Annotated in this window: 31 protein-coding genes; 8 read left to right on the top strand and 23 right to left on the bottom strand. The window is 69.9% G+C overall.

The window, feature by feature from the left end:
* Positions 1–79: 79 nt before the first annotated feature.
* The 8 genes from ACH45E_RS44465 to ACH45E_RS44430 form a co-directional block, all read right to left on the bottom strand.
* Entirely contained in the window at positions 80–1,399 is a 1,320-nt protein-coding gene (locus tag ACH45E_RS44465; protein WP_361449057.1) for a phage terminase large subunit, read from the bottom strand.
* Complete coding sequence (locus ACH45E_RS44460) at positions 1,396–1,908, bottom strand: hypothetical protein (RefSeq protein ID WP_361449060.1); 513 nt, start codon at positions 1,906–1,908, stop codon at positions 1,396–1,398. The genes ACH45E_RS44465 and ACH45E_RS44460 overlap by 4 nt, the downstream gene beginning before the upstream one ends.
* Positions 1,909–2,098: 190 nt before the next feature.
* The gene (locus tag ACH45E_RS44455; RefSeq protein WP_361449063.1) at positions 2,099–2,416 is read right to left on the bottom strand and encodes a hypothetical protein; all 318 of its coding nucleotides are present in this window, start codon (positions 2,414–2,416) and stop codon (positions 2,099–2,101) included.
* A 40-nt stretch (positions 2,417–2,456) separates the two neighbouring features.
* Positions 2,457–2,738 (bottom strand): hypothetical protein, encoded by a 282-nt coding sequence (locus tag ACH45E_RS44450; protein ID WP_361449066.1) that lies wholly within the window; start codon positions 2,736–2,738, stop codon positions 2,457–2,459.
* A 68-nt stretch (positions 2,739–2,806) separates the two neighbouring features.
* Positions 2,807–3,151: a ParB N-terminal domain-containing protein gene (locus ACH45E_RS44445; RefSeq protein WP_361449069.1), complete on the bottom strand. Its 345-nt coding sequence runs from the start codon at positions 3,149–3,151 to the stop codon at positions 2,807–2,809.
* Positions 3,152–3,168: 17 nt separating this feature from the next.
* Positions 3,169–3,345, bottom strand: coding sequence for a hypothetical protein (locus ACH45E_RS44440; protein WP_361449072.1), 177 nt, complete (start codon positions 3,343–3,345; stop codon positions 3,169–3,171).
* Positions 3,342–3,515 carry a hypothetical protein gene (locus tag ACH45E_RS44435; RefSeq protein ID WP_361449075.1) on the bottom strand — a complete coding sequence of 58 codons (174 nt, stop codon included), beginning with the start codon at positions 3,513–3,515 and terminating at the stop codon, positions 3,342–3,344. Before ACH45E_RS44435 ends, ACH45E_RS44440 begins: the two co-directional genes overlap by 4 nt.
* 10 nt (positions 3,516–3,525) lie before the next feature.
* Positions 3,526–3,864 carry a DUF6011 domain-containing protein gene (locus tag ACH45E_RS44430; protein WP_361449078.1) on the bottom strand — a complete coding sequence of 113 codons (339 nt, stop codon included), beginning with the start codon at positions 3,862–3,864 and terminating at the stop codon, positions 3,526–3,528.
* A gap of 106 nt (positions 3,865–3,970) precedes the next feature.
* On the opposite strand from ACH45E_RS44430, the gene ACH45E_RS44425 reads away from it, so the two are divergent.
* The 3 genes from ACH45E_RS44425 to ACH45E_RS44415 are packed head-to-tail and all read left to right on the top strand — an operon-like array spanning position 3,971 to position 4,766.
* The gene (locus ACH45E_RS44425) at positions 3,971–4,186 is read left to right on the top strand and encodes a hypothetical protein (protein WP_361449081.1); all 216 of its coding nucleotides are present in this window, start codon (positions 3,971–3,973) and stop codon (positions 4,184–4,186) included.
* Positions 4,183–4,524, top strand: coding sequence for a hypothetical protein (locus tag ACH45E_RS44420; RefSeq protein WP_361449083.1), 342 nt, complete (start codon positions 4,183–4,185; stop codon positions 4,522–4,524). The genes ACH45E_RS44425 and ACH45E_RS44420 overlap by 4 nt, the downstream gene beginning before the upstream one ends.
* The gene (locus ACH45E_RS44415; protein ID WP_361449086.1) at positions 4,521–4,766 is read left to right on the top strand and encodes a hypothetical protein; all 246 of its coding nucleotides are present in this window, start codon (positions 4,521–4,523) and stop codon (positions 4,764–4,766) included. Before ACH45E_RS44420 ends, ACH45E_RS44415 begins: the two co-directional genes overlap by 4 nt.
* Before the next feature lie 51 nt (positions 4,767–4,817).
* Here the strand turns inward: ACH45E_RS44415 and ACH45E_RS44410 are convergent, their stop codons facing one another.
* Entirely contained in the window at positions 4,818–5,234 is a 417-nt protein-coding gene (locus ACH45E_RS44410) for a DUF732 domain-containing protein (protein WP_361449089.1), read from the bottom strand.
* A 141-nt stretch (positions 5,235–5,375) separates the two neighbouring features.
* Here ACH45E_RS44410 and ACH45E_RS44405 point away from each other — a divergent pair, with 141 nt between their 5' ends.
* Positions 5,376–5,549, top strand: coding sequence for a hypothetical protein (locus ACH45E_RS44405; RefSeq protein WP_361449092.1), 174 nt, complete (start codon positions 5,376–5,378; stop codon positions 5,547–5,549).
* Between the two features lie 61 nt (positions 5,550–5,610).
* Here ACH45E_RS44405 and ACH45E_RS44400 read toward each other — a convergent pair whose 3' ends face one another.
* The 8 genes from ACH45E_RS44400 to ACH45E_RS44365 form a co-directional block, all read right to left on the bottom strand.
* Positions 5,611–6,060, bottom strand: coding sequence for a hypothetical protein (locus ACH45E_RS44400; protein ID WP_361449094.1), 450 nt, complete (start codon positions 6,058–6,060; stop codon positions 5,611–5,613).
* Complete coding sequence (locus ACH45E_RS44395; protein ID WP_361449097.1) at positions 6,060–8,159, bottom strand: hypothetical protein; 2,100 nt, start codon at positions 8,157–8,159, stop codon at positions 6,060–6,062. Before ACH45E_RS44395 ends, ACH45E_RS44400 begins: the two co-directional genes overlap by 1 nt.
* Positions 8,160–8,179: 20 nt before the next feature.
* Positions 8,180–9,622 carry a hypothetical protein gene (locus ACH45E_RS44390; RefSeq protein ID WP_361449100.1) on the bottom strand — a complete coding sequence of 481 codons (1,443 nt, stop codon included), beginning with the start codon at positions 9,620–9,622 and terminating at the stop codon, positions 8,180–8,182.
* Positions 9,623–9,687: 65 nt separating this feature from the next.
* On the bottom strand, positions 9,688–9,819 hold the full coding sequence (locus tag ACH45E_RS44385) for a hypothetical protein (protein ID WP_361449103.1): 132 nt from the start codon (positions 9,817–9,819) through the stop codon (positions 9,688–9,690).
* Positions 9,820–9,836: 17 nt separating this feature from the next.
* Positions 9,837–10,613 carry a DUF2637 domain-containing protein gene (locus ACH45E_RS44380; RefSeq protein WP_361449106.1) on the bottom strand — a complete coding sequence of 259 codons (777 nt, stop codon included), beginning with the start codon at positions 10,611–10,613 and terminating at the stop codon, positions 9,837–9,839.
* A gap of 24 nt (positions 10,614–10,637) precedes the next feature.
* Complete coding sequence (locus ACH45E_RS44375) at positions 10,638–10,856, bottom strand: hypothetical protein (RefSeq protein ID WP_361449109.1); 219 nt, start codon at positions 10,854–10,856, stop codon at positions 10,638–10,640.
* A 67-nt stretch (positions 10,857–10,923) separates the two neighbouring features.
* On the bottom strand, positions 10,924–11,097 hold the full coding sequence (locus tag ACH45E_RS44370) for a hypothetical protein (protein WP_361449112.1): 174 nt from the start codon (positions 11,095–11,097) through the stop codon (positions 10,924–10,926).
* Positions 11,098–11,235: 138 nt separating this feature from the next.
* A complete protein-coding gene (locus ACH45E_RS44365) occupies positions 11,236–11,505 on the bottom strand; it encodes a hypothetical protein (RefSeq protein ID WP_361449115.1) in 270 nt (89 codons plus the stop codon).
* A gap of 186 nt (positions 11,506–11,691) precedes the next feature.
* On the opposite strand from ACH45E_RS44365, the gene ACH45E_RS44360 reads away from it, so the two are divergent.
* Genes ACH45E_RS44360 through ACH45E_RS44345 form a run of 4 tightly spaced genes read left to right on the top strand, consistent with a single transcriptional unit; the run spans position 11,692 to position 12,877 of the window.
* The gene (locus ACH45E_RS44360; RefSeq protein ID WP_361449118.1) at positions 11,692–11,967 is read left to right on the top strand and encodes a helix-turn-helix domain-containing protein; all 276 of its coding nucleotides are present in this window, start codon (positions 11,692–11,694) and stop codon (positions 11,965–11,967) included.
* The gene (locus tag ACH45E_RS44355) at positions 11,967–12,227 is read left to right on the top strand and encodes a hypothetical protein (protein ID WP_361449121.1); all 261 of its coding nucleotides are present in this window, start codon (positions 11,967–11,969) and stop codon (positions 12,225–12,227) included. The genes ACH45E_RS44360 and ACH45E_RS44355 overlap by 1 nt, the downstream gene beginning before the upstream one ends.
* A 28-nt stretch (positions 12,228–12,255) precedes the next feature.
* Positions 12,256–12,450: a hypothetical protein gene (locus ACH45E_RS44350; RefSeq protein ID WP_361449124.1), complete on the top strand. Its 195-nt coding sequence runs from the start codon at positions 12,256–12,258 to the stop codon at positions 12,448–12,450.
* Positions 12,443–12,877, top strand: a complete 435-nt coding sequence (locus ACH45E_RS44345) for a DUF6221 family protein (RefSeq protein WP_361449127.1) — start codon at positions 12,443–12,445, stop codon at positions 12,875–12,877. The genes ACH45E_RS44350 and ACH45E_RS44345 overlap by 8 nt, the downstream gene beginning before the upstream one ends.
* A gap of 116 nt (positions 12,878–12,993) precedes the next feature.
* Here the strand turns inward: ACH45E_RS44345 and ACH45E_RS44340 are convergent, their stop codons facing one another.
* The 6 genes from ACH45E_RS44340 to ACH45E_RS44315 all read right to left on the bottom strand — a co-directional run bounded on the left by ACH45E_RS44340 (position 12,994) and on the right by ACH45E_RS44315 (position 17,627).
* Positions 12,994–13,182 (bottom strand): hypothetical protein, encoded by a 189-nt coding sequence (locus ACH45E_RS44340; protein WP_361449130.1) that lies wholly within the window; start codon positions 13,180–13,182, stop codon positions 12,994–12,996.
* Between the two features lie 434 nt (positions 13,183–13,616).
* Positions 13,617–14,363, bottom strand: coding sequence for a DUF6221 family protein (locus ACH45E_RS44335; RefSeq protein ID WP_361449133.1), 747 nt, complete (start codon positions 14,361–14,363; stop codon positions 13,617–13,619).
* Positions 14,364–14,757: 394 nt separating this feature from the next.
* The gene (locus ACH45E_RS44330; RefSeq protein WP_361449136.1) at positions 14,758–15,969 is read right to left on the bottom strand and encodes a hypothetical protein; all 1,212 of its coding nucleotides are present in this window, start codon (positions 15,967–15,969) and stop codon (positions 14,758–14,760) included.
* A 67-nt stretch (positions 15,970–16,036) separates the two neighbouring features.
* Positions 16,037–16,858, bottom strand: coding sequence for a phosphoadenosine phosphosulfate reductase (locus ACH45E_RS44325; RefSeq protein WP_361449139.1), 822 nt, complete (start codon positions 16,856–16,858; stop codon positions 16,037–16,039).
* A 47-nt stretch (positions 16,859–16,905) separates the two neighbouring features.
* Positions 16,906–17,172 carry a hypothetical protein gene (locus ACH45E_RS44320; protein ID WP_361449142.1) on the bottom strand — a complete coding sequence of 89 codons (267 nt, stop codon included), beginning with the start codon at positions 17,170–17,172 and terminating at the stop codon, positions 16,906–16,908.
* Positions 17,169–17,627, bottom strand: a complete 459-nt coding sequence (locus ACH45E_RS44315) for a hypothetical protein (protein WP_361449145.1) — start codon at positions 17,625–17,627, stop codon at positions 17,169–17,171. The genes ACH45E_RS44320 and ACH45E_RS44315 overlap by 4 nt, the downstream gene beginning before the upstream one ends.
* Positions 17,628–17,641 lie beyond the last annotated feature (14 nt).

The following is a 17,641-nucleotide window of genomic DNA, read 5'->3' as shown; positions in this document are numbered from 1 at the left end:
CCCACCTGGCGAACTGCGGCTTCCTGCTGGTCATAGCGGTCTCGCTCTCCTGGTGGCGGCTTGTAGGGTTCCGACAGTCTCACAGCCAGCGGACCCGCGGCGTACCGCCGAGATCCTTCGCTGCGACCATGTACCGCAAGGCGTCACAGCCGTGGTCGTTCTGCTTGACCGGCTCTTCCTTGAGCCCCGCACCATTGCCCGGCTTGACGGCCCACACGTAGCCAGGAATCTCTTCCGCTGTTCGGGTCGGCCGGCCTGAGTCGGCGAGCGTCTTGTCTTCCTCGACGAGGCCGCCGCGCATGATGAACAGGCGGGGCTTGCCGTCGCCTTGGGTCTTCAGGCGGGACTGGACGGCTTGGATGCCGTCTACGACGGTCTTGTGCGCGGCCTGCGTGCCCATGCCGAGGTACTTCTCCAGCGTGGCCCGGTCTTCGGCGTCATGGTCGGTGATGATGGCGCGCGGCCGTGGCTCGTCCGGGTTCTGCCGCATGATCTCCAGGATCTGCTTCGCGTGCTCTTCAGCCAGGCGGCGCGTCATGTAGATCTCGCGGACCAAGTACAGGCGGCCGTCGGGGTCTTCCCGCCAGTCCTGCCAGCAGAACGGGTTCGTGTAGCCCAGGTCTATCGACCACCACCTGGTCCAGCTGTTGGGGACGTCGAAGCGGTCGACCATGTGGACGCCGTCGTCCCAGCCTTCGAAAACCACGCCCTCGGACGCCACCCACAGGCCGTCACGCAGTCGCAGCCGCCGCGCCCCTGTGAGGGCATCGAGCTTGGTCATGTACTCGCGGCCTGGCTCGGTGTACGAACCGTCACGGTTGACGTAGTACGGGTTGTCGCGGTGCGTCGAGGTGATCATGCGCATGGATCCGGCGTCCGCCCGACGCTTGATCCAGTGACTCGGGTGGGACGGGTTCGTCGTCAGCAGGATCTGCTTGTACGTCTTCGCGTTACCCCTCAGGCGGCTGATCAGCGTTTCGTACAGGTCGAGGCTGATCTCCACCGCTTCGTCGCAGAAGATTCGGTCCAGCTCAGCGCTGAGGAACTTCTCCGGCTTGTCGCCGCCTGCCACCAGGATCGTGGAGCCGTTGGCGTACCGGAATGCGGCCGGGTCCTTGCTGGACCCGCCGAACCATCGGACGCTGCCGTCGGCCAGCGCCTGCGCAGCGACCTGCCGTTGGAACGTGACGAGCGTGGTCGAGGTCAGGCTGATGTGGGTGGCACGCAGCATGAGGCCGCGCATGTTCGGGACCTGCATCGCAGTGAGGTGCATCTTCCAGCAGGCGGTCAGCGTCTTGCCCGTGCCGGCCCGGCCGACGGCGGCCACCTCGGTGTCCTTGCAGCGGAGAAGGTCGACGTTGGCGCCGCGGGGTTCGAAGCGTACGACTCCTGTGGTCACACGAGATCCTGGGGGTCGACACCCACCAGCTGGTAGGTCACCCCGCCGGAGTGCTCGACCTTCGCCGGCTTCTTCATGCCGGTCAAAGACTGGACCGATTCCAGGCACTGCCGGGCCGAGTTGATCGCGGAGAGCACGGGCGCGTGGTCGCGGAGCGGGTTGCCTTTCGCGTCGCAGACGACCTTGCCGTGGGAGACGACGACGTGGTCCGCTTCGACGACCTCGACGGCCTTGGCGAACAGGTACTCCATGCGGTCGAGGTGGACGCGGAGCGCCTTCTCGCCGGCTTCCTGGACGACTTCGCGGACGGCGCGCTGTACGGCGCTGATGGCGGCCCATTTGCTGATGCCGAAGTGCTTGCCGACTTCGGCGTAGGTGAGGCCGCCTTGGGACCAGTAGTCGGCGATCGCGGCGTCCTCGGCGGCCTTCTCGGGCGTGCGGACGTACTGGCCTTTGCCGTTGCGTGAGTGCTGGTTGGGGTTGCCGATGGGGTTGTCGTTGGCGGTCACGGCTTCCCCCTTCTGGTTGCGTGGGTTACTGGTTGGCGTGCTTTGATGGTAACGATGCGTGCAACCGGGGTGGCGGCTCTACGGAGTGTGCGCAGGGAGAACCCCCTCTCCGTCGGGCGTCGGAGAGGGGGTTCGGCCATGCCAGGGGTCAGGGGCGCCGCTGCGTAGACCGGGCGGTCGTGGGGGCACATCAGTCGGGCATTGGGATGCCCATCTCTCGCAGGATTTCCATGTTGATCTGCCACGGCTCAGGACCCTCGGGGGACGGCACGACATGGGATGCGTCCACGTGGACCAGGTCGGTGCCGCCAACGCGCTCGTAGCTGCCGCTGGACGGTGCCCACCTGACGTGTTCTCCGCGGAGCCGGTAGCGGACGCGGTCTTGCATCTTGCTGGTGCACTGCGCGCAGTCGCACACGCCCTGCACCGAGTATGACTCGGCGAACTCGGAACGGACGTTGCCGAAGTAGATGAGGTGGGTGCCCGGTGGCAGAGGAGCAGTGGTCATGGGGTTCGTCCTGTCGTGTCGGGCGGTCAGGCGGCGGTGGTCAGTCCTCGCAGACGCAGGCCTCATGCGGGAAGCGGCACGGCCGCGGGTGCGCCTTGGCGGCGTCACGGACGGCAATGATGGCGCCGATCTCCTCGTAGGACAGCCCCTTCGCGAGGCGATAGCTCTCCCGCCAGTAGTCGGCTTCCGTGTACTGGGCGTCGTTGTCGGCGAGGAGCTGGGTGGCGATCTCGCGGAGTTCCGTGGCGTTGAGGTCGGGCGAGGTGAGGCGGGTGCGGATCTCGTCGATCTGTTCGTTCGTCATGGGGCTGGTGGTTGCCACGGCGGGATTCCTTTCGGTGGCAGGTTGAGCGTATGGCGGGGTCAAGCGGCGTAGCGGGCGGCGGTCGTTCAGGCGGCAGGCCGGTACGGGCCCCACTCGCCGCGCAGCATCGGGTTGTACGGCCGGTCCTCGACTTCCAGCGGCAGGTCGGACCAGACGAGGTGGGTGATGCCGAGGTCCAAAGCGGCGGCGACGCGGTGGTGGCCGTCGACGAGCCAGGGCTCACCCCGGTAGGTGCGGATCATGATGGGGAGTTCCATGCCGTTCCGGCGGATCTGCTCCAGCAGCTCCGGGTAGTGCTCGGACTGCCGCTTGTGGTCGAGGACGTCCCGCACGGTGATGCTGTCGGGGGTCTCGTCGTCGTCGGGGGTGAGCATGTCGAGGACGTTCGCGGTGGGGATGATGCCGAGCATTCCGGGGCTCCGATCGGTCAGGTAGTGATGGCGTCCAGGGCCATGCGGACCACGGCCTGCTCGCCGGGGCCGTCCGGGCGGGGCGCGCCAGCCAGGTCAGCGGCGGCGTCCATGTCGGCGGTGGTGGCGCCGTCGGAGTCGAGGCCGTGGTCGGCGAGGGCGCGGGCGGTCAGGTAGGCGTCGTAGGCGGTCACTTGAGGGCTCCGTACTCGCGGGCGAAGGTGAGGTGGTCGCGGATCGCGGCCATGGCGTCGTCGGTGGTGAGCCGGCCGGACGTCCAGGAAGCCCAGACCGCGTTGATGTCGGCGAGGGCGAGGCGGGCGGCTTCGTCGGGGGTGGGCTCGTCCTGCGGGGCGGTGGTCATAGCGTTCCTCTCAGGCGGCGAGCAGCATGCGGGCTGCGAGCTGGTGGTAGCAGCGGCTGCCCTTGAGGCCGGCGGGGCAGCTGCACGCGTTGGGGGCGGTCTTGTAGGTCTCGGTGCCGTCGGTGGAGACGGCGATGAAGACCACGCTGCGGAGGGGGATGATCGCGCCGTCCTCGATCAGCTCGCGGGCGGAGGCGATCTGGTGCGGCTTGTAGTCGGTGAGCGCAACCTGGGCGCGGCGGATGTGGCGGGCGCAGGTGGGGCCGTAGCCGGTGGCCTGGCTCTTGGCGGAACGGAGAACGCGACCGCAGCGGAGGCAGTGGGTGTGGGTGGTGGCTGCGGCGTTCATGTGGTCCCCCTCGTTCCTGGTGATGACTACACACTATGCCTACTCAGTTCTCATGTCAATAGAGTTGGCCCATTGAGTCCGCCTACAGAGATGGCATACTGAAGTCATGGCAGACACCGACGAGCAGAAGATCGCAGAGATCCAGCGACTCACCGAACGGATCGCTCAGGACCGGGCCCGCATCTTCGAGTTGATCCCGCAGGTCTTCCCCGAGAAGCGCGGCGAGGAGCCAGTGCGCGGCCGGCTCAACGAGGTCGTGAAGGCGTCCGGCTTCACCCGTGAGTACGTTGCCCGCATCCGGGACGGGAAGGTGAAGCCGTGATGATCGATGCCGTCGCGTGGGTTACCCAGCAACTCGCCGCAGCAGGGTTCACAGCACTCCCGAGCCTGCGGCCGTCCGAGTACTTCGAGACCACCGGGTTCGCCGTCGAAGCCAGCAGCGTCGCAGGCGCGGCCCGCGTGACAGTGACCGCGCGCTTCACCGGGCAGGACAAGTACGAGCAGTGGGGCGAGGCGCAGGCCCTCGCGAACAAGCTGATGGACGTGCTTGAGCCGTTGGGTGTGGGGTTCGAGGAGATTGAAGGCCGCGAGCCGAACTGTGCCTTCGACGCGTACCCGCCGAGCACGGGCCCAGTGCGCCCGGACGAGGAGCCCACGTGAGCGAGACGCCGCCACGCCCCGACTACACCCGCATCGCCGTACTCGAACACGACCTCTTCGGCATCCAGCCCGAGCCCGGCACAGCAGCTGCGCTCGTCATCGGCCTGCGCCGCGCGGGAACCTGCCTCACTCATCAGCCAGTCGACACGACCATGCTCGGCGATCCCGTTCACGTCGGCATCTGCGCGAGATGCGGGACCAGCATGACCCTCAACGAGGACGGCCACTGGGTCACCGTATGACGACGGCCCCGCCCGGACGAGATCCGAAGCGGGGCCGCTGCACGTCTGGGGTCAGTAGTCTCCCGACGCCCGCAACTCGTCCTTCACCGCGGCCAGATTCGCCGGGCAGTACACCTTCACCGCCATCACCAGCACCTCATTCGCCTCCGCCTTGTAGGTGCCCCAGGTCTCCCCGATCGGATACAGGCCCCCGCCGCCCGTCGCATCGAACATCCACTGCACGCTGTGCCCCGCATCGAGTCCGTCGCACCACTGCTGCGGGTACTCCAGCAGCTCCTCGTCGGTCGGTCCCTTGTCCTGCCAGCTGGTGAAGTTGGCGTCGTGGACGGCGCGGAGAAAGCGGTCGGCCTTGCTTGCGGTCTTGCTGGGGCTGGGCTTCGAGTCGGCCTTGCCGCTGCTGCTCCCGCAGCCGGCCAAGGCGAGGCAGGCGGCGGCGAGCAGGGCGGTGACGGCGGCACGGTGATGCATGGATCCCCCCGAGGTGGCGGCGTTCTGTTCCGCCGCATGATGCGCCTGTGTGGAGGCGTGGTGAAGGCTGTGTCACTGATCCGTGACCCGAATCCACTCGAACCGGCAACGGCCGTCTTCCGGTAACGGCACACTCAGATCATGGACGACGTGGTGTACATGGTGCGCGGCAGCACCCGCGAGACCTGCCAGCAGGCATTGGACCGGCTCTGCGAACGGCTCGACGCCCGTCCGACACTGCTCCCCACCGACGGCACCGGCCGCGGCTGGGTCGCCCGCGCCGTACCCGCCAGCCCGGCCGAGTCTGGGGAATGACGGAGGCCCTGCCAAGACGGGGGAGCCTGGCAGGGCCTTCAAGTCCAGTGTGCCACTGTTCCTACATGTTCGTGGTGTTCCTACCGAACCAACGTGCAGTGTTGTGCACCTCCTGATGAATATGCACCTGCCCGCGGCCGCCCGTCGCCCGGGCCAGCACCAACAGCAGCAGCGCGGCCACCGCTGCCGTCGTTCCGCCGATCGCCGCGATGCCGGCTGCGGCTTGCCCGATCCCCCAGCCGACCCCTGCTCCGGCCGCGCCGGCTCCGAGGCCGCCACCGAGCATCCGCTGCGCGAGCGGGTCGAGGACGGGCTGTGGAGTGAGGTCGCGGGGCGCTGGCATAGCCATGGGCTGTACGTACTCCTTCAGCACGGGCACCATCACGCTCGGGTTCTCCGCGGACGGCACCCACGTGACGGCGCCGCGCTCGGTGTACAGCTCGACTTCGGCGGGGTAGACGGGGCGGTGCCCGACTGGGGGCACGTGCTTCTGGTACTGCTCGGGCACCATCACGGCTCCTTGGTGTGGTCGGGGCGGACGGCGTAACGGCCGAAGCGGGGCTTGTGGACGCGCGGGTCAGTGGACAGCCACCGGCCGATCGTCGCCGCGTGCGGGACCTCGACGTCGGGATACAGGCGGCCGATCGCGTCTCGGATCGCCTCGGGGCCGATCCCGTCGGCGCCAGCCTTCGCGACGATCTCGTACACCAGCTCCCGACGCGGGTCGCCGTCTTCGCTCTGCGGGCCCATAGCTGCCGGAGTCTCGGCGGCCGGCGGCTTCCAGGTGACGCCGCCTGCGGCGAGGATGTTGCGGAACTGGGCATCGAGATCGTCGTCGCGGCTGCCGCTCTCGTTCATCGCCTCGTGGAGCTTGCGGCGCGCGGCTTCGGCCTGGTCGATCGCTTCCTGCGCGTCGCCTCCTGCCGGGGCGGTGTCCCAGTCCGCGGTGACGCCACGACCGCGGGGCACGGGAGGCTCTGGGGTGGTCTCGACGACCGGGGTGGGCTCGGGGGTCGGGCCGCCGAAGAGGTGGTCGGTGCCGATCCACCGCTGCTCGTATGCCTCACCGGCCGCCCGGCGTGACAGCTCGTCGAGCTCGGGGTGCCGGTCGGCGGTCGCCTTGACGATGTCGAGGATCTGCGAGGGCCGCATGCGGTACACCTTCAGCGGGTGGACCTGGCTGTCGCCGTCCCGGACGAGCGCGCACCCCGGGTAGGGGGCGTCCTCGGCGGAGGCGTTGTGGTGGTAGCCGAAGAAGTAGTTCAGCTCAGAGTCGTCGGCGACCTTCATTCCGGCCTTGAACGTGGATTGCTTCAGGATCTGCGGGTCAGCCAGCACGTCCTGGGTGGCGCGCAGCCCGGACGTGGTCTCGTTGACCGCTGCTGCGCGGGCGATCTCCAACGTCTGGATCAGGTTGTCGGCGATGCCGCGAAGCGTCTCGTCGCGGCGAGAGCGGGTGGAGAAGACCTCGGCGCCCTCGTCGTTGAACACGCGGATCTCCGGGACCTCGTGGTCGACGGGCAGCTTGTCGTCGTTTGCTGCGATCTCCCGGTCCTGGTAGCCGACCTTCCGGGCCTTCGCGACCCGCACCAGCGCGGCGGCCATGGCGTGCGCCTTCTCCGGGGTGTCAGCCACCCAGTCGATCGGCGGCCGGCCCGGCTTGCCCGCCGCGGCCCAGGCGCGCATCCACTTCAGGGCGAGGCCGCCGCCGTTGAGGTCGATGACCCAGGTGAGGGAGTCGACCGTGCGGCACTGGTTGGCGACCATCACGTTCATCAGGTTGGTTTTGCCGGAGCCGCGCTGACCGACGATCAGCATGGAGGCCTGCCGGTTGACGGGGCCCTCCGGGGTGCCGTCGCGGAGGATGCCCAGCGGGGCAGGCTCGTTGACGGTGAGCGGCGAGTAGTCCTCCGGGTAGTACACGTCCTCGACGAGCCGGTTGACGGTGGACACGTGCAGGAGGACCGCACCGCGGTGCGCGCCCGGCCCGACTTCCACGCCGCACCCCTCGGGGAGCTTGGCGTCCGCGGCGAGCTGGTCCTTGTAGACGGCGATGTCCTTCCAGCGGGTGCCGCCCGCGCCGCACTCGCCGTCGAGGCTGAACCCGCCGCCGGACTCCCAGACTTCGACGCCGACGATCTGCACGACCGCGCCCGCGCAGACGCGGACGATGCGGTCCTCCCACTCGTCCGCGATGGCCTTGCGCTTGCCGTCCAGGGTGGCCCGGCGCGCGGCGGCCTCCTGCTCGACGCGCTGCTCCTCCGCCTTCTCCTCGACGTGGTGCGCGCCAGCCATCGCTGCGCCCAGGCCGAGGACCCCGGCGAGGAGACTGCCAATGCCCCACTGCGACCAGGGACCGCTGGCGATGGCCCACGAGCACCAGCCAGCCGCACCCAGCCACCCGGCGGCACGCAGGGCGAGCGTGGCAGAGGTGACCTTGTGACGGCGGCCGGCGATGTGGCTGCCCACGAGGCCGGCGCCCGCGGTGAGAGCGGCCCATTCCCACGGCATGGCCAGGGTGTGACCGGCGTAGCCGACGGCGAGGGCGGCGAGGCCGGTGTTGATGGGGCCGGTGACGGGGCCGTGCTTGGCGTCCCAGTCGAGCTTCACGACAGTGCTCCCAGTAGCAGTCAGATGTTGGCGGAGACGTCCCACATCCGCTCGCCTGCGGCGCCCTTGCGGGGGTTCTCCAGGCGGCTGATGTCGACGTGGTGGAGCTGACGGAACGCGGGCTGCAATTCGGAGGCGAGTTCGGCAGCCTTCAACTGGAGACCGTGGATCTGCCGCATCAGGTCGACGATGTGGGGGTCGAGGGGCTGGGTGGCGTCGGCGTTCTCCACGGTGATCTTCATGGCTTCGGCGTGGAGGCGCAGTGCCTCTTCCAGCCCGGCGAAGTCGGCGCCGACTTGGAGCATCCCGGTGGGGTGGTAGTTGGCGGCCGCGCGGGCGAGTTCCATTGCAGGGGCGACGAAGTGGTGTCCTCCACCGGACATTGCGGTTCCTCCAGAGGTGGGTACGGGGGCGGGGTTGGTGGGGCGTCGCACGGTCGCGGCGACGGGCGGGCTGGTCTGGGCGGGCGGGGTGTTGCGGTTCTTGCGGTGGCGCGCCCATACGGCTTTGAGCCGGTTGAGGGCGGCGCCTGCGTCGCGGGTGCGGAGCCACGTCCAGGCGGCGGAGCCGAGGGCGCGCACGCCGTCCCACAGTGCGCTGCCGGCTCGCTTGGCCTGGCGGGCGGTGGCTTTCGCGGCGCGGGCGAGGTAGGGGCGGGATGCCTTGGCCGCGCCGCGGGCTGCCCGGGCGGCGGCGGCTTTCACGCCGTGGCTCTTGCCGCTGCTGTTGGTCTTTGCGGCGAGGGTCTTCGCCGCTTTCTGGATGGCTTTCTTCGCTGCCTTCTCCGCGGCGGCGGCCGCCTTGTTCTGCTGCCGAGGGTTCTTAGCGGAGTCGAGGGTGTGGCGGCCCGGCCCGGTGTGGCGGCTGCCGTCCTTACGGAGGAGTCCGCTACGGGAACGGCCGCCTCCGCTACCGGTGCCGCTACGGTGGCCACCACCCAGCGACCCGGTCTTCGACGACCCGCCGCTACGCCACAACCCGCCACGCGAACCGCTACCCGCACCGCTACGGCCCCCCGTAGCGCCACGCTGGGAGCCGCTACCGCCACGCCCCGACCCCGCTCCAGGCCCGCTACGCAGGCCGCTACCGCCACCGCTACGCGGCCCCCGCAACGGCGTAGCGCCACCCGACCGGGTGGCCACGCTACGGCGGACCGAGGCGCGACGGCGGGCCACCGCCACCGTGGCGCCCGCTACGACAACGACTCCGGCGGCGGCCGCGGCGAGCGGTCCCCCGGCGGAGTAGGCGGCGGTCGTGGTGAGCGCGGTGGCGTTGCTGGCGCCGGCCAGGGTGGGGGCCATGGGCAGGCCGCGGGTACGGCGCCGGGTCTCCTTCTCGGGCAGTTCGGGGACGGGCCATTCGGCGGGCCAGGCAAGGACCGGGGAGGGCCGGGCTGTTTCTTGTGTGGGGGGATCGGGCGGGGCCTCGGTGGTGGATCCAGGGGCGGTGTTGGTGCGGGCCATGGGGCGGGTTCCTTCACTGTGACTGTGACTGCAGTCGCACTCTGATCGGGCGGGGTTGGCGCTGGTCAGTGGGCGGACGGGGGGCGGGTTTGACTGCGACTGCGGTCACGGTCACGGCGGGCTTTGTCGTCGGCGTGGGCCATCACGAGGAAGACGATCGTGATCAGCACCATGGCAATGGCGGCGGCGAGCAGCATGTGGGATTCCTTCGAGGTCAGGCGGCGCGGGGGCCGGGCAGGTTCTTGGTCTCGGCTTCGACCTGGCGGCGGATCTTCCCGGCCTGGGCGCGGGAGTTCGGCAACTCGGCCTTGCCGAGGGCGTCGACAATCGCTCCTTCGGTCGGACGGTGACCGAGCCGGAGCCACAGGGAACGGACAACGTGCTGCGGGGTGCCGACGGCGTAGAGCGGCCCATCGATGGCGAGTCCGCTCGTAGCGCTCTCGGCTGCGGAAGGCGTAGCGGGCTTGGCCGGGGCGGTGCTACGGGCGGGCTTCGGCGTAGCGGGCACGGACGCCACAGCGGGCCGCTCGGTAGCGGCCGGTGTAGCGGCAGGCTTCGGGGGCGCTACGGGCTTCGTAGCGGGTAGCGCCACACGGGTAGCGAGGAGGCCGTGGATCTGCCGCATGATCGCCCCGAACGCGAGTAGCGCCGCCACCGGAGGAACGGCCGCTACGACGTAGTCCATGCCGTTGGCGTCTGCTCCGACTCCGGCAACGTTGAGGCCGATGGATCCGCCGGATCCGGCGACCGTCAGGAAGATCGCCCAGCCGTCGGTGCGGCCGGCGAGCGCGGCGCGCAGCATGAGGACCTCACCGATGATCACGAACAGGTCGACGGTGGCCGGCCACGCCCAGGCGCGTGCGGCGTCGGCGAGGCCGTGCGCGCGGGCGACGTCGTGGAGATGCTCGTAGGACAGCCAGAACGCGGCGCCGGTGAGGATGATCGACGCGGTGGCTGCGATCACGGCGAGCGTGAGGTTGGGGTTCTTCACGGTGACGGCTCCGTGGGGTGCGGGTTAGCGGTGGCGCCAGGCCCAGATGGCGAGTCCTGTGGTGATCAGGAACGGCCAGGCTTGGTGCGCAACGAGGGCGAGTAAGGCGAGGGCGGTGAACCCGTAGCGGGCGAGGGGGGCGTGGAGGGTGTCGACGAGGGGTGATCGGTTGCGGGGGCAGCGGCAGCGTTGGTAGCGGCGTATGCGCCGGCGTCGGGGGACTTCGATGTAGCGGGTTTTCACGGTGGCTCCTGGGCGGCTGGTGGATTTCCAGGGCGCACGCGTGGTGTCGTGCGCCGAGGGCTACCGGTCAGCTGCTGGTGCGGGTGACGCCGCGCAGGGCGTCTTGGGTGTTGAGGGCTTGGGTGCGTTCTTGCGCCTGCTCGGGGGTGTTGTAGAGCTGCGGCATGGGGTCGTTCTCGACCTCGTACTTGGTGTTGTTGCCGACCTTGACCGGTGTGATCTTGCGGTTGAACGGCTTCATGAGGTGCTCCTCGGGCTGGCTGGAGTGGTCTTGGGGTGCCGTCCCGCTCGGCCGCAGGGGGTGCGGGTGCGAGCGGGACGGCGGGCCGTGCGGCGGGACGAGGGGTTCGGGTTACCGCCGCGCGGCCGGCTGGTGGGGTCAGGCGGTGGGGCGTGGGAGGGCGCGGCAGCGCTCGGCGTGCCGTTGGGCGTCGCGGTGCGCGGCGTCCTCGCTGGGGAAGACGTCCTTGTAGGGGCAGCCGGTGCACTTGGTGTCGTAGGGCCAGTGGTCGGCGTCCTTGCGGACGAGGACGTCGACGGTGGCTCCGGCTACGGCCCAGTAGCGGGCGGTACAGCCGTCGGGCCAGGGGACTTGCCACGGCGTGGACGCGGGGCTGGGCGCTTGGCTGGGCGTCTGGGTACGCTGCATGCGGTCACTCCTGGTCACGTCAGGGTTGGCTGGCCCGGCAGGAGGGTGAGATCTCCTGCCGGGCCGTTCTCATTGCACGGTCGGAGGTGGGGCCTCCCGGCCGTTGTGTAGTCACACTACACACGTGTAGGCTGACTACACAAGACGGCAGGAAGATCCGCCTCCCCACCCCGGGAAGGAACGGACATGACAGACCGGGCGGAGGAGGTGCGGCGAGTGCTCGATGCTGTGGACGCCGTAGCGGCTGAAGAGCCACCAACCGAACAGGCCAAGCGGATCACGCAGGCATGGGGTGAAGCTGTTGATCGCTTCCGTTGGCGGCGCCAGCAGGCGGTACGCCGGATGCACGAGAGCGGTATGACATACCGGCAGATCGCCGACGAGCTGAGCATCAGCTTCGGCCGTGTCCGGCAGATCCTCGCCGAGGAACTCGAACCGCCGTCTGACGCCGAGGAGGACTGATGAAGATCGACCGGTTGCGGATCGACGGTGAGCCCGTGCGCCGCTTCTATGTGATCGCGGAGGTGACCTTCGCCGACCGGGAAGCCGATCCCCGGGACGAGTACGACCACAACTACTACCAGGACTCCGAGCTGCGCCGTGTCGCCACGGACTGGATGAGTGACGGGTTGACCGACCGGGACGATAGCCCGGCCGTGCGGTTCCGCGAGGTGCCGGAGGAGTGGCGTGAGCAGCTCGCACGGGAGGCATCGGATGGGTGAGCAGCGTCGGGACGATGAAGGAGGGGTCGTGACCGCCAAGCCGGGAATGGCCGCCGGCTTTGAGACCCCCTATGGCTGCCGCCACTGCGGCGTCGACCAGCGCGAACACGCTTGGCGGTGGAAGCCGCCCGTCGGCTGGCACCAGTGGACGCCCGCGACACAGGAGCAGATCAAAGCCCGGATGCGCGCCCGCCGCGCGAGCAAGGAGGCTCAGGATGGATGAGCTGGTGCGGTGGCTCGGCGAGCAGCTCGACGAGGACGAGCGGATCGCGCGGGCGGCTGGCGGCCGCAGCGAGCAGGAGTGGGCGGCCGATCTGAGCGGCAAGGATCCGGCTGGTATGTCGTCGTGGCCGGTGGTGGTGCGGTACGTGACGGACGGTCGACTGCGGGGTGCGGTGGCGAACCTGCCCGTCATGCAGGAGCGGTCGGAAGACCGGATGGTCCACATCGCTGCGCATGATCCGGCTCGGGTGCTGCGCGAGATCGACGCGAGGCGTGCCATTGTGGACGACCTCGCTGAGGAGATCCGCTGGGGTGCACGCAAGGGCCTGGACTACCAGGCTGGCGTAGCCGCGTGTGAGCGGACGCTGAAGCGGCTCGCCCTGCCTTACGCGGACCGGCCTGGTTTCCGCGAGGAGTGGCGGCCGTAGCAGCGCCCGGGCAGACGAGAGCCCCCGAGACCTGGACTCGGGGGCTTCGTCGTGAGTAGCGCCGGTCCGTCGGCAGCAGCATTGCGGCGGGCGGCACGACCAGGATCACACGCCCGTCAAGCCGGGCCCGGCTTCTCGTTGCGGTGCTTCCGAAGGTCGGCTTCGAGGCGGGTGCCGTACTCGCGGATGAGGTCTTCGTCGGTCATGGCGTCCGTCTCGGGGTCGCGTCGGATGCTCATGATGATTCGCGCGCCTTCGTCGTTCTCGTACTTAACGATGCGGTGCGTGTCGTCGCTTTCGGCCATGGCTTGTTCCCTCCCCTGGGGCGTGAAGATCTCAGGGTGCGCCCGGTGCTGGCGAGGGTCAAGGGTGCATACATCTATCGCTTCGAGGGGCGTGGGCGTACCGTCGTAGATCCACAATGGGGGGCGCCCATTGACGGCCCGCCAGCCTCCGTACCCCTGAGACCGGCGGGCCGCGGCATGTCCGGGGACGCGCGAGCGCCCGCCCTGTCTGGTGCTCACGGGGCAGGCGCTCGGGGTTTGGTGACCGCGCCCCACGGGGGCCGTCGCCTCTGGCCGCCCCTCGATCAGGGCGGTACAGCTGGTGCGCCAGCTCGCGAGGCTGGCGCGGGGCCCGGTGCCGCGCGAGGTGGCCGGGGCCACCCACACCGGGCGGAAGCGGCCTACACCGCCAACCATGGGGCGGGTCAGCCGCTGCGCCCAGGATGCCACGGGCGTCAAGCCGGGCGCTCGGGTTTCCAGTTGGGTCCGCGGAGTGTGGGCGGGACCGTGGCCAGCGAGATGCGGATCATCTGCTCGGCAAGCGCATCTGGCATACCGCCGAACCCAGGCTTGCGCGGCGGCCGTTCCTTCTCGGGGCGGTCCAGAGCGGCGCGCTGCTCCTCGGTCAGCCCGTAGCCCTCGGCGAGTGCGAGCAGCGTGGGGCAGTCGTTGACGTGCCCGGTGTTGGGTTCGGTGCAGTAGTCGGCACCGTCGTAGCCGCAGCCGTCGCAGGCGTAGTAGTCGGACCAGTGGGCGGCGAGCGGCTTGTGGATGTCGAGGATGCGCCGGTCAGCTTTGCAGCGGCGGAGGACCGCGGTCGGGTCGTGGATGGCGAGGAGTCCGGCGGCACCGGGCAGGAGGCTGCGGGCGACGAGGATGCCGTGGTTGTCGAGGAGTTCGAAGTCGTCGGTGGACGCGGTCCAGGTGGCGGCCCAGTCGCGGCCGTGTTCCTTGTCGGCGCTGCGGCAGAGTGCTTCGAGGTGGGTGATCTGCTGGGTGATCCAGCCGTGCAGGTCAGGCATGGGCTGTTCCTTTCGGATTCGTCGTGCTGCGCGCTGTTGGGCGCGTCGGGTGGCCCGGTTGGGGGTGGGGTCGGGTGCGGTGTCGGCTATCAGCTGCTCGGTGCGGACGACGGTGGTCTGCCAGTGGGCGCCCAGGGCCGGCGTGTGCTCACCGCGCGGGGCGCTGGACGGGTCGGTCATGGCTGCTCACCGCCTGCGTTGATGGTGCGGGCCACGGCGAGAGCCTGTTCGCTGACGCTGCCGTGCCCAGCGGCAAGCCACTCGCTGGCCTCTTTGTGGCTCTCGTCACCCCAGACCTGTTGGACGACACTCAAGATGCCTATGTGGGCGGTGAGTTGAGGGCATTCTGTGTGCCGACGGGGTCGGCGAGTCCAGCCAGGCGTCCGGTGATATTCGGTGCGACGGCGCGGAGTTGTTCGGCTGCGGCCCGTAGTTCGTCAGCGGGGGTCATGGTTCTCCGTTCGGGTCTGGATTGGCTGTGCGGGCGCCTGAGGCCCTGTGAGGCGCCGGGTGGACCAGGGCGACCCGGATGCGTTCCGGACCGTTCTGGCGCCCGTACAGGGCCGTGGCGGGGCTATGCGGGCGGTACGGCGGGCGTGTAGTCGTGGCGTGCGTCGTCGACGTTGCCCTCCGCCTCGCACTGGAGGCAGAGGCCGGGCGTCACCGGGTCATCGCCGTCGCGGTGGACGGCGTGCGGGTGGGGGCACTCGGCGCAGGGGGGCGCCTCCTGCCCGTCGTCGGTTGCCGCGGGCTGCTGCACCACAGGGGCGGGCCGGTCCGGGTTCTTCAGGCAGGAGTCGGGGTCGATGCCCTCGCAGTTGCCGCAGGCGTGAGGCAGCCGGTAGCCGCCTGCCACGAGGTCGTCGAGGAGGACGTCCCGGCCTTCGCTGCTCGCGGCCCACACGGCAACGCGGCGGAGCAGCTCGTCGAGGTCGTGGGTGGCGGCGTTGGCGCGCATGCGGGTGAGCATCTGCTGGACGTCGGCGGCCGTCGCCTCCTCGTCCGTGTCGGGCTGGCCGGGCCGCGCCACGGTCGGCGGCTCCAGGCACTCGCAGTCCCCGACCGCCTGTCCCTCGCAGACGTGATCGGACAGTGGGGTGCCGGTGTCGGCGTGCAGCCGGTACATGTCCAGCAGCCCGTCGGCCGCCTGGTATGCCTCGGGGTAGTCCGCGGCGGCGTCCCGCTGCTTCTTCAGCCACTGCTCGAACTGGTCGCCGCGCTGGGGACGCGCCTCGGTGGCGGGCTGCTCCTCGTCGGCCACGCGGCTCCCGTCCGCCTCAACGGCCAGACGGCGCAGCTCGGCCTCCAGGCTCGTCGTCGTGACCAATGTGCGGGTGAGTGGCAGCCTCCGCACGAAGTCGGCGGCGTGCAGCAGGCCCTGCGCGTAGGCGGCCCGGTCTGTCTGCTCGGGGAGCACGGCCAGCACCGCGTCGGCGCGCCTCAGGTACGTGTCCCGCTCATCCTGGTCGAGGTCGGTGTAGCCGATGGCCCAACCGGGGTGGTTGTGGGCGTACAGCGCTTCGGCGATGCGGTCGCGGAGTTCGGCCCGGTCCGTCGGCGGGGACACCACGGCGGTCGGCTCCTCGATGACCGTGGTGGTTCGCGTCATCAGCCGATGCTCCCAAGTCGGCTGCATCTCGCGGCGGCTGGCGAGCCTCTCCAGTCCCTTGTCCTTGGACGCCCACGAGGCGCGAAGGCCGTGAGGCTGCCACGGCGCGTCTGCGGTGGGACGGGACTGGATGAAGTAGCTCACCCGGGTCTCGGCGGTCGGGTCGGTGTGGTTCACGGGGTCTCCAGGGGTGAGAGGATTCGGTGGCCGGCCGCCCACATAGCCCGCGGGCGGCCGGTCCTGGTCAGGTGAAGCAGTAGCCCGAGTCACAGGCGCCGTCGGCCTCGTCGAACATCGGCAGCAGGTCGACCCCGTCCGGGATCGCCTCCCGCAGCGGCCGGTTGAACCGCGTCAGGTAGACGTGGTCCTTGCCGAGCTCGTCGCGGCGCTCGTTCAGCAGGTCTTCGAGCTGGCACGCCTTCTCGAACTCCTCCGGCTCCTCGCGGCGCATGTCGTGCCAGGTCTCCGGCCGGTGGAACGGGCAGAAGTAGCAGCTGCTCTTGGGCGGTACCGGCAGGCCGGCGTCGCGGATGATGCGCTGGCAGTCGATGCGGCGCAGGCCGAGGTCGAGGAGCGGGTACACGATCCGCTCGTGCGGCTCGGTGATCCGGTTGTTCGCGCGGTGGATCTCGTCGACCGAGATGCCTATGCCGATCGTGGCCGGGTTGTCCTTGCTGGCGCCGCGCCGCTTCATCTCCTTCCCAACCACCTTGATCTTGAAGTCGGCGGTGCAGGAGCGGGTGCCGGGCGCCCCGTTGGACATACGCACCGGGATAGGCAGCGAGCGGGAGCCGGGCCGCGTGAGGCGCCCGTGCAGCGTCTCCACGGTCCCGTCCCGGCGTCGGCGCTGGACCTCGGCCAGTTCGATGCCGTGGTCGGCGGCGTAGGGCTTGGCGTAGTCCTCGACGTACCGCAGGGTGGCCTTGCGCTCGCTGTCGTCGCCGACGTTGGCGAAGACGAACAGCGGGAAGTCGATGCGGCCCGTCGCGGCAAGGACGAGGAGCGCGGTGGACTGGACGCCCCCCCCGTAGCTGATGGACCGGAGGCTGGGCGGTCGGTCGGTCATTCGGTTCTCCTTGGTGGTGGGGTGTGGGTGCGGGCCGCAGCCAGCACTCACGCGGGCTCGTCCGTGGGCCGCAGCTGCAGCGGTGGCGTGGTCGGCTTCTTCCGGGCGCCGGGGCAGGGATAGCCGAGCGAGTCCCGGTGCATCGGCAGGCGGCCGCTAGCCAACGGCGTGAAGACCGAGAGCCCAGCCGGGCACTTCTCGCGCGCCGGGCAGAGGACCTTGCCGACGAAGGGCGGGTAGTCCGTGAAGCCGGTTTCCGCGTCGGCGCGCATCTGCCGTTCCTGGTCGGTGCTGCCCCACTGCGGCGCGTTCACTGGTCGCCGTCCTCGTTCGCGGCGGGCACCACAGCCGGGACAGCGGCGGCCCGGCGGGCAGCCTCGGCTTCCAGAGCCTCGCGCAGCGGCAACTGTGGCTTGGCCGCGCGCTCGGCTTCCTCGGCCGCCATGAGCGCGTCCTGCTGCTGGACCTCGCGGAGCGTGGCGGCCCGGTAGATGGTGGTCTCCGAGACCTGCACGAGGGTGTTCTTGCCGTGGTCCAGCAGGTGCCAGGAGCCGTGCTCCCAGACCCAGGAGAAGTCGGGCTTAGAGCGGGGCTCGTCGGTTTCGCCTTCGTCGTCGAAGTGGCCGTACTCGTCGCCCTCGTAGTCGTAGGCGGCGCGGGTCTTGGCGGTGTCGAGGTCGAGGTAGAGGGCGTTGCCGTCCCACCAGTCGCTGTCTTCCATCCAGGCGTGGAAGACGGTGAGGGCTCGGGCGAGTCGGGGCTGGTTCACGGGTGCTCCTTGGG

Source organism: Streptomyces sp. NPDC020299 (assembly GCF_044387825.1).
In the GTDB taxonomy this organism is placed as follows: Bacteria; Actinomycetota; Actinomycetes; order Streptomycetales; family Streptomycetaceae; genus Streptomyces.
This window is presented reverse-complemented; position numbering and strand designations above follow the sequence as displayed.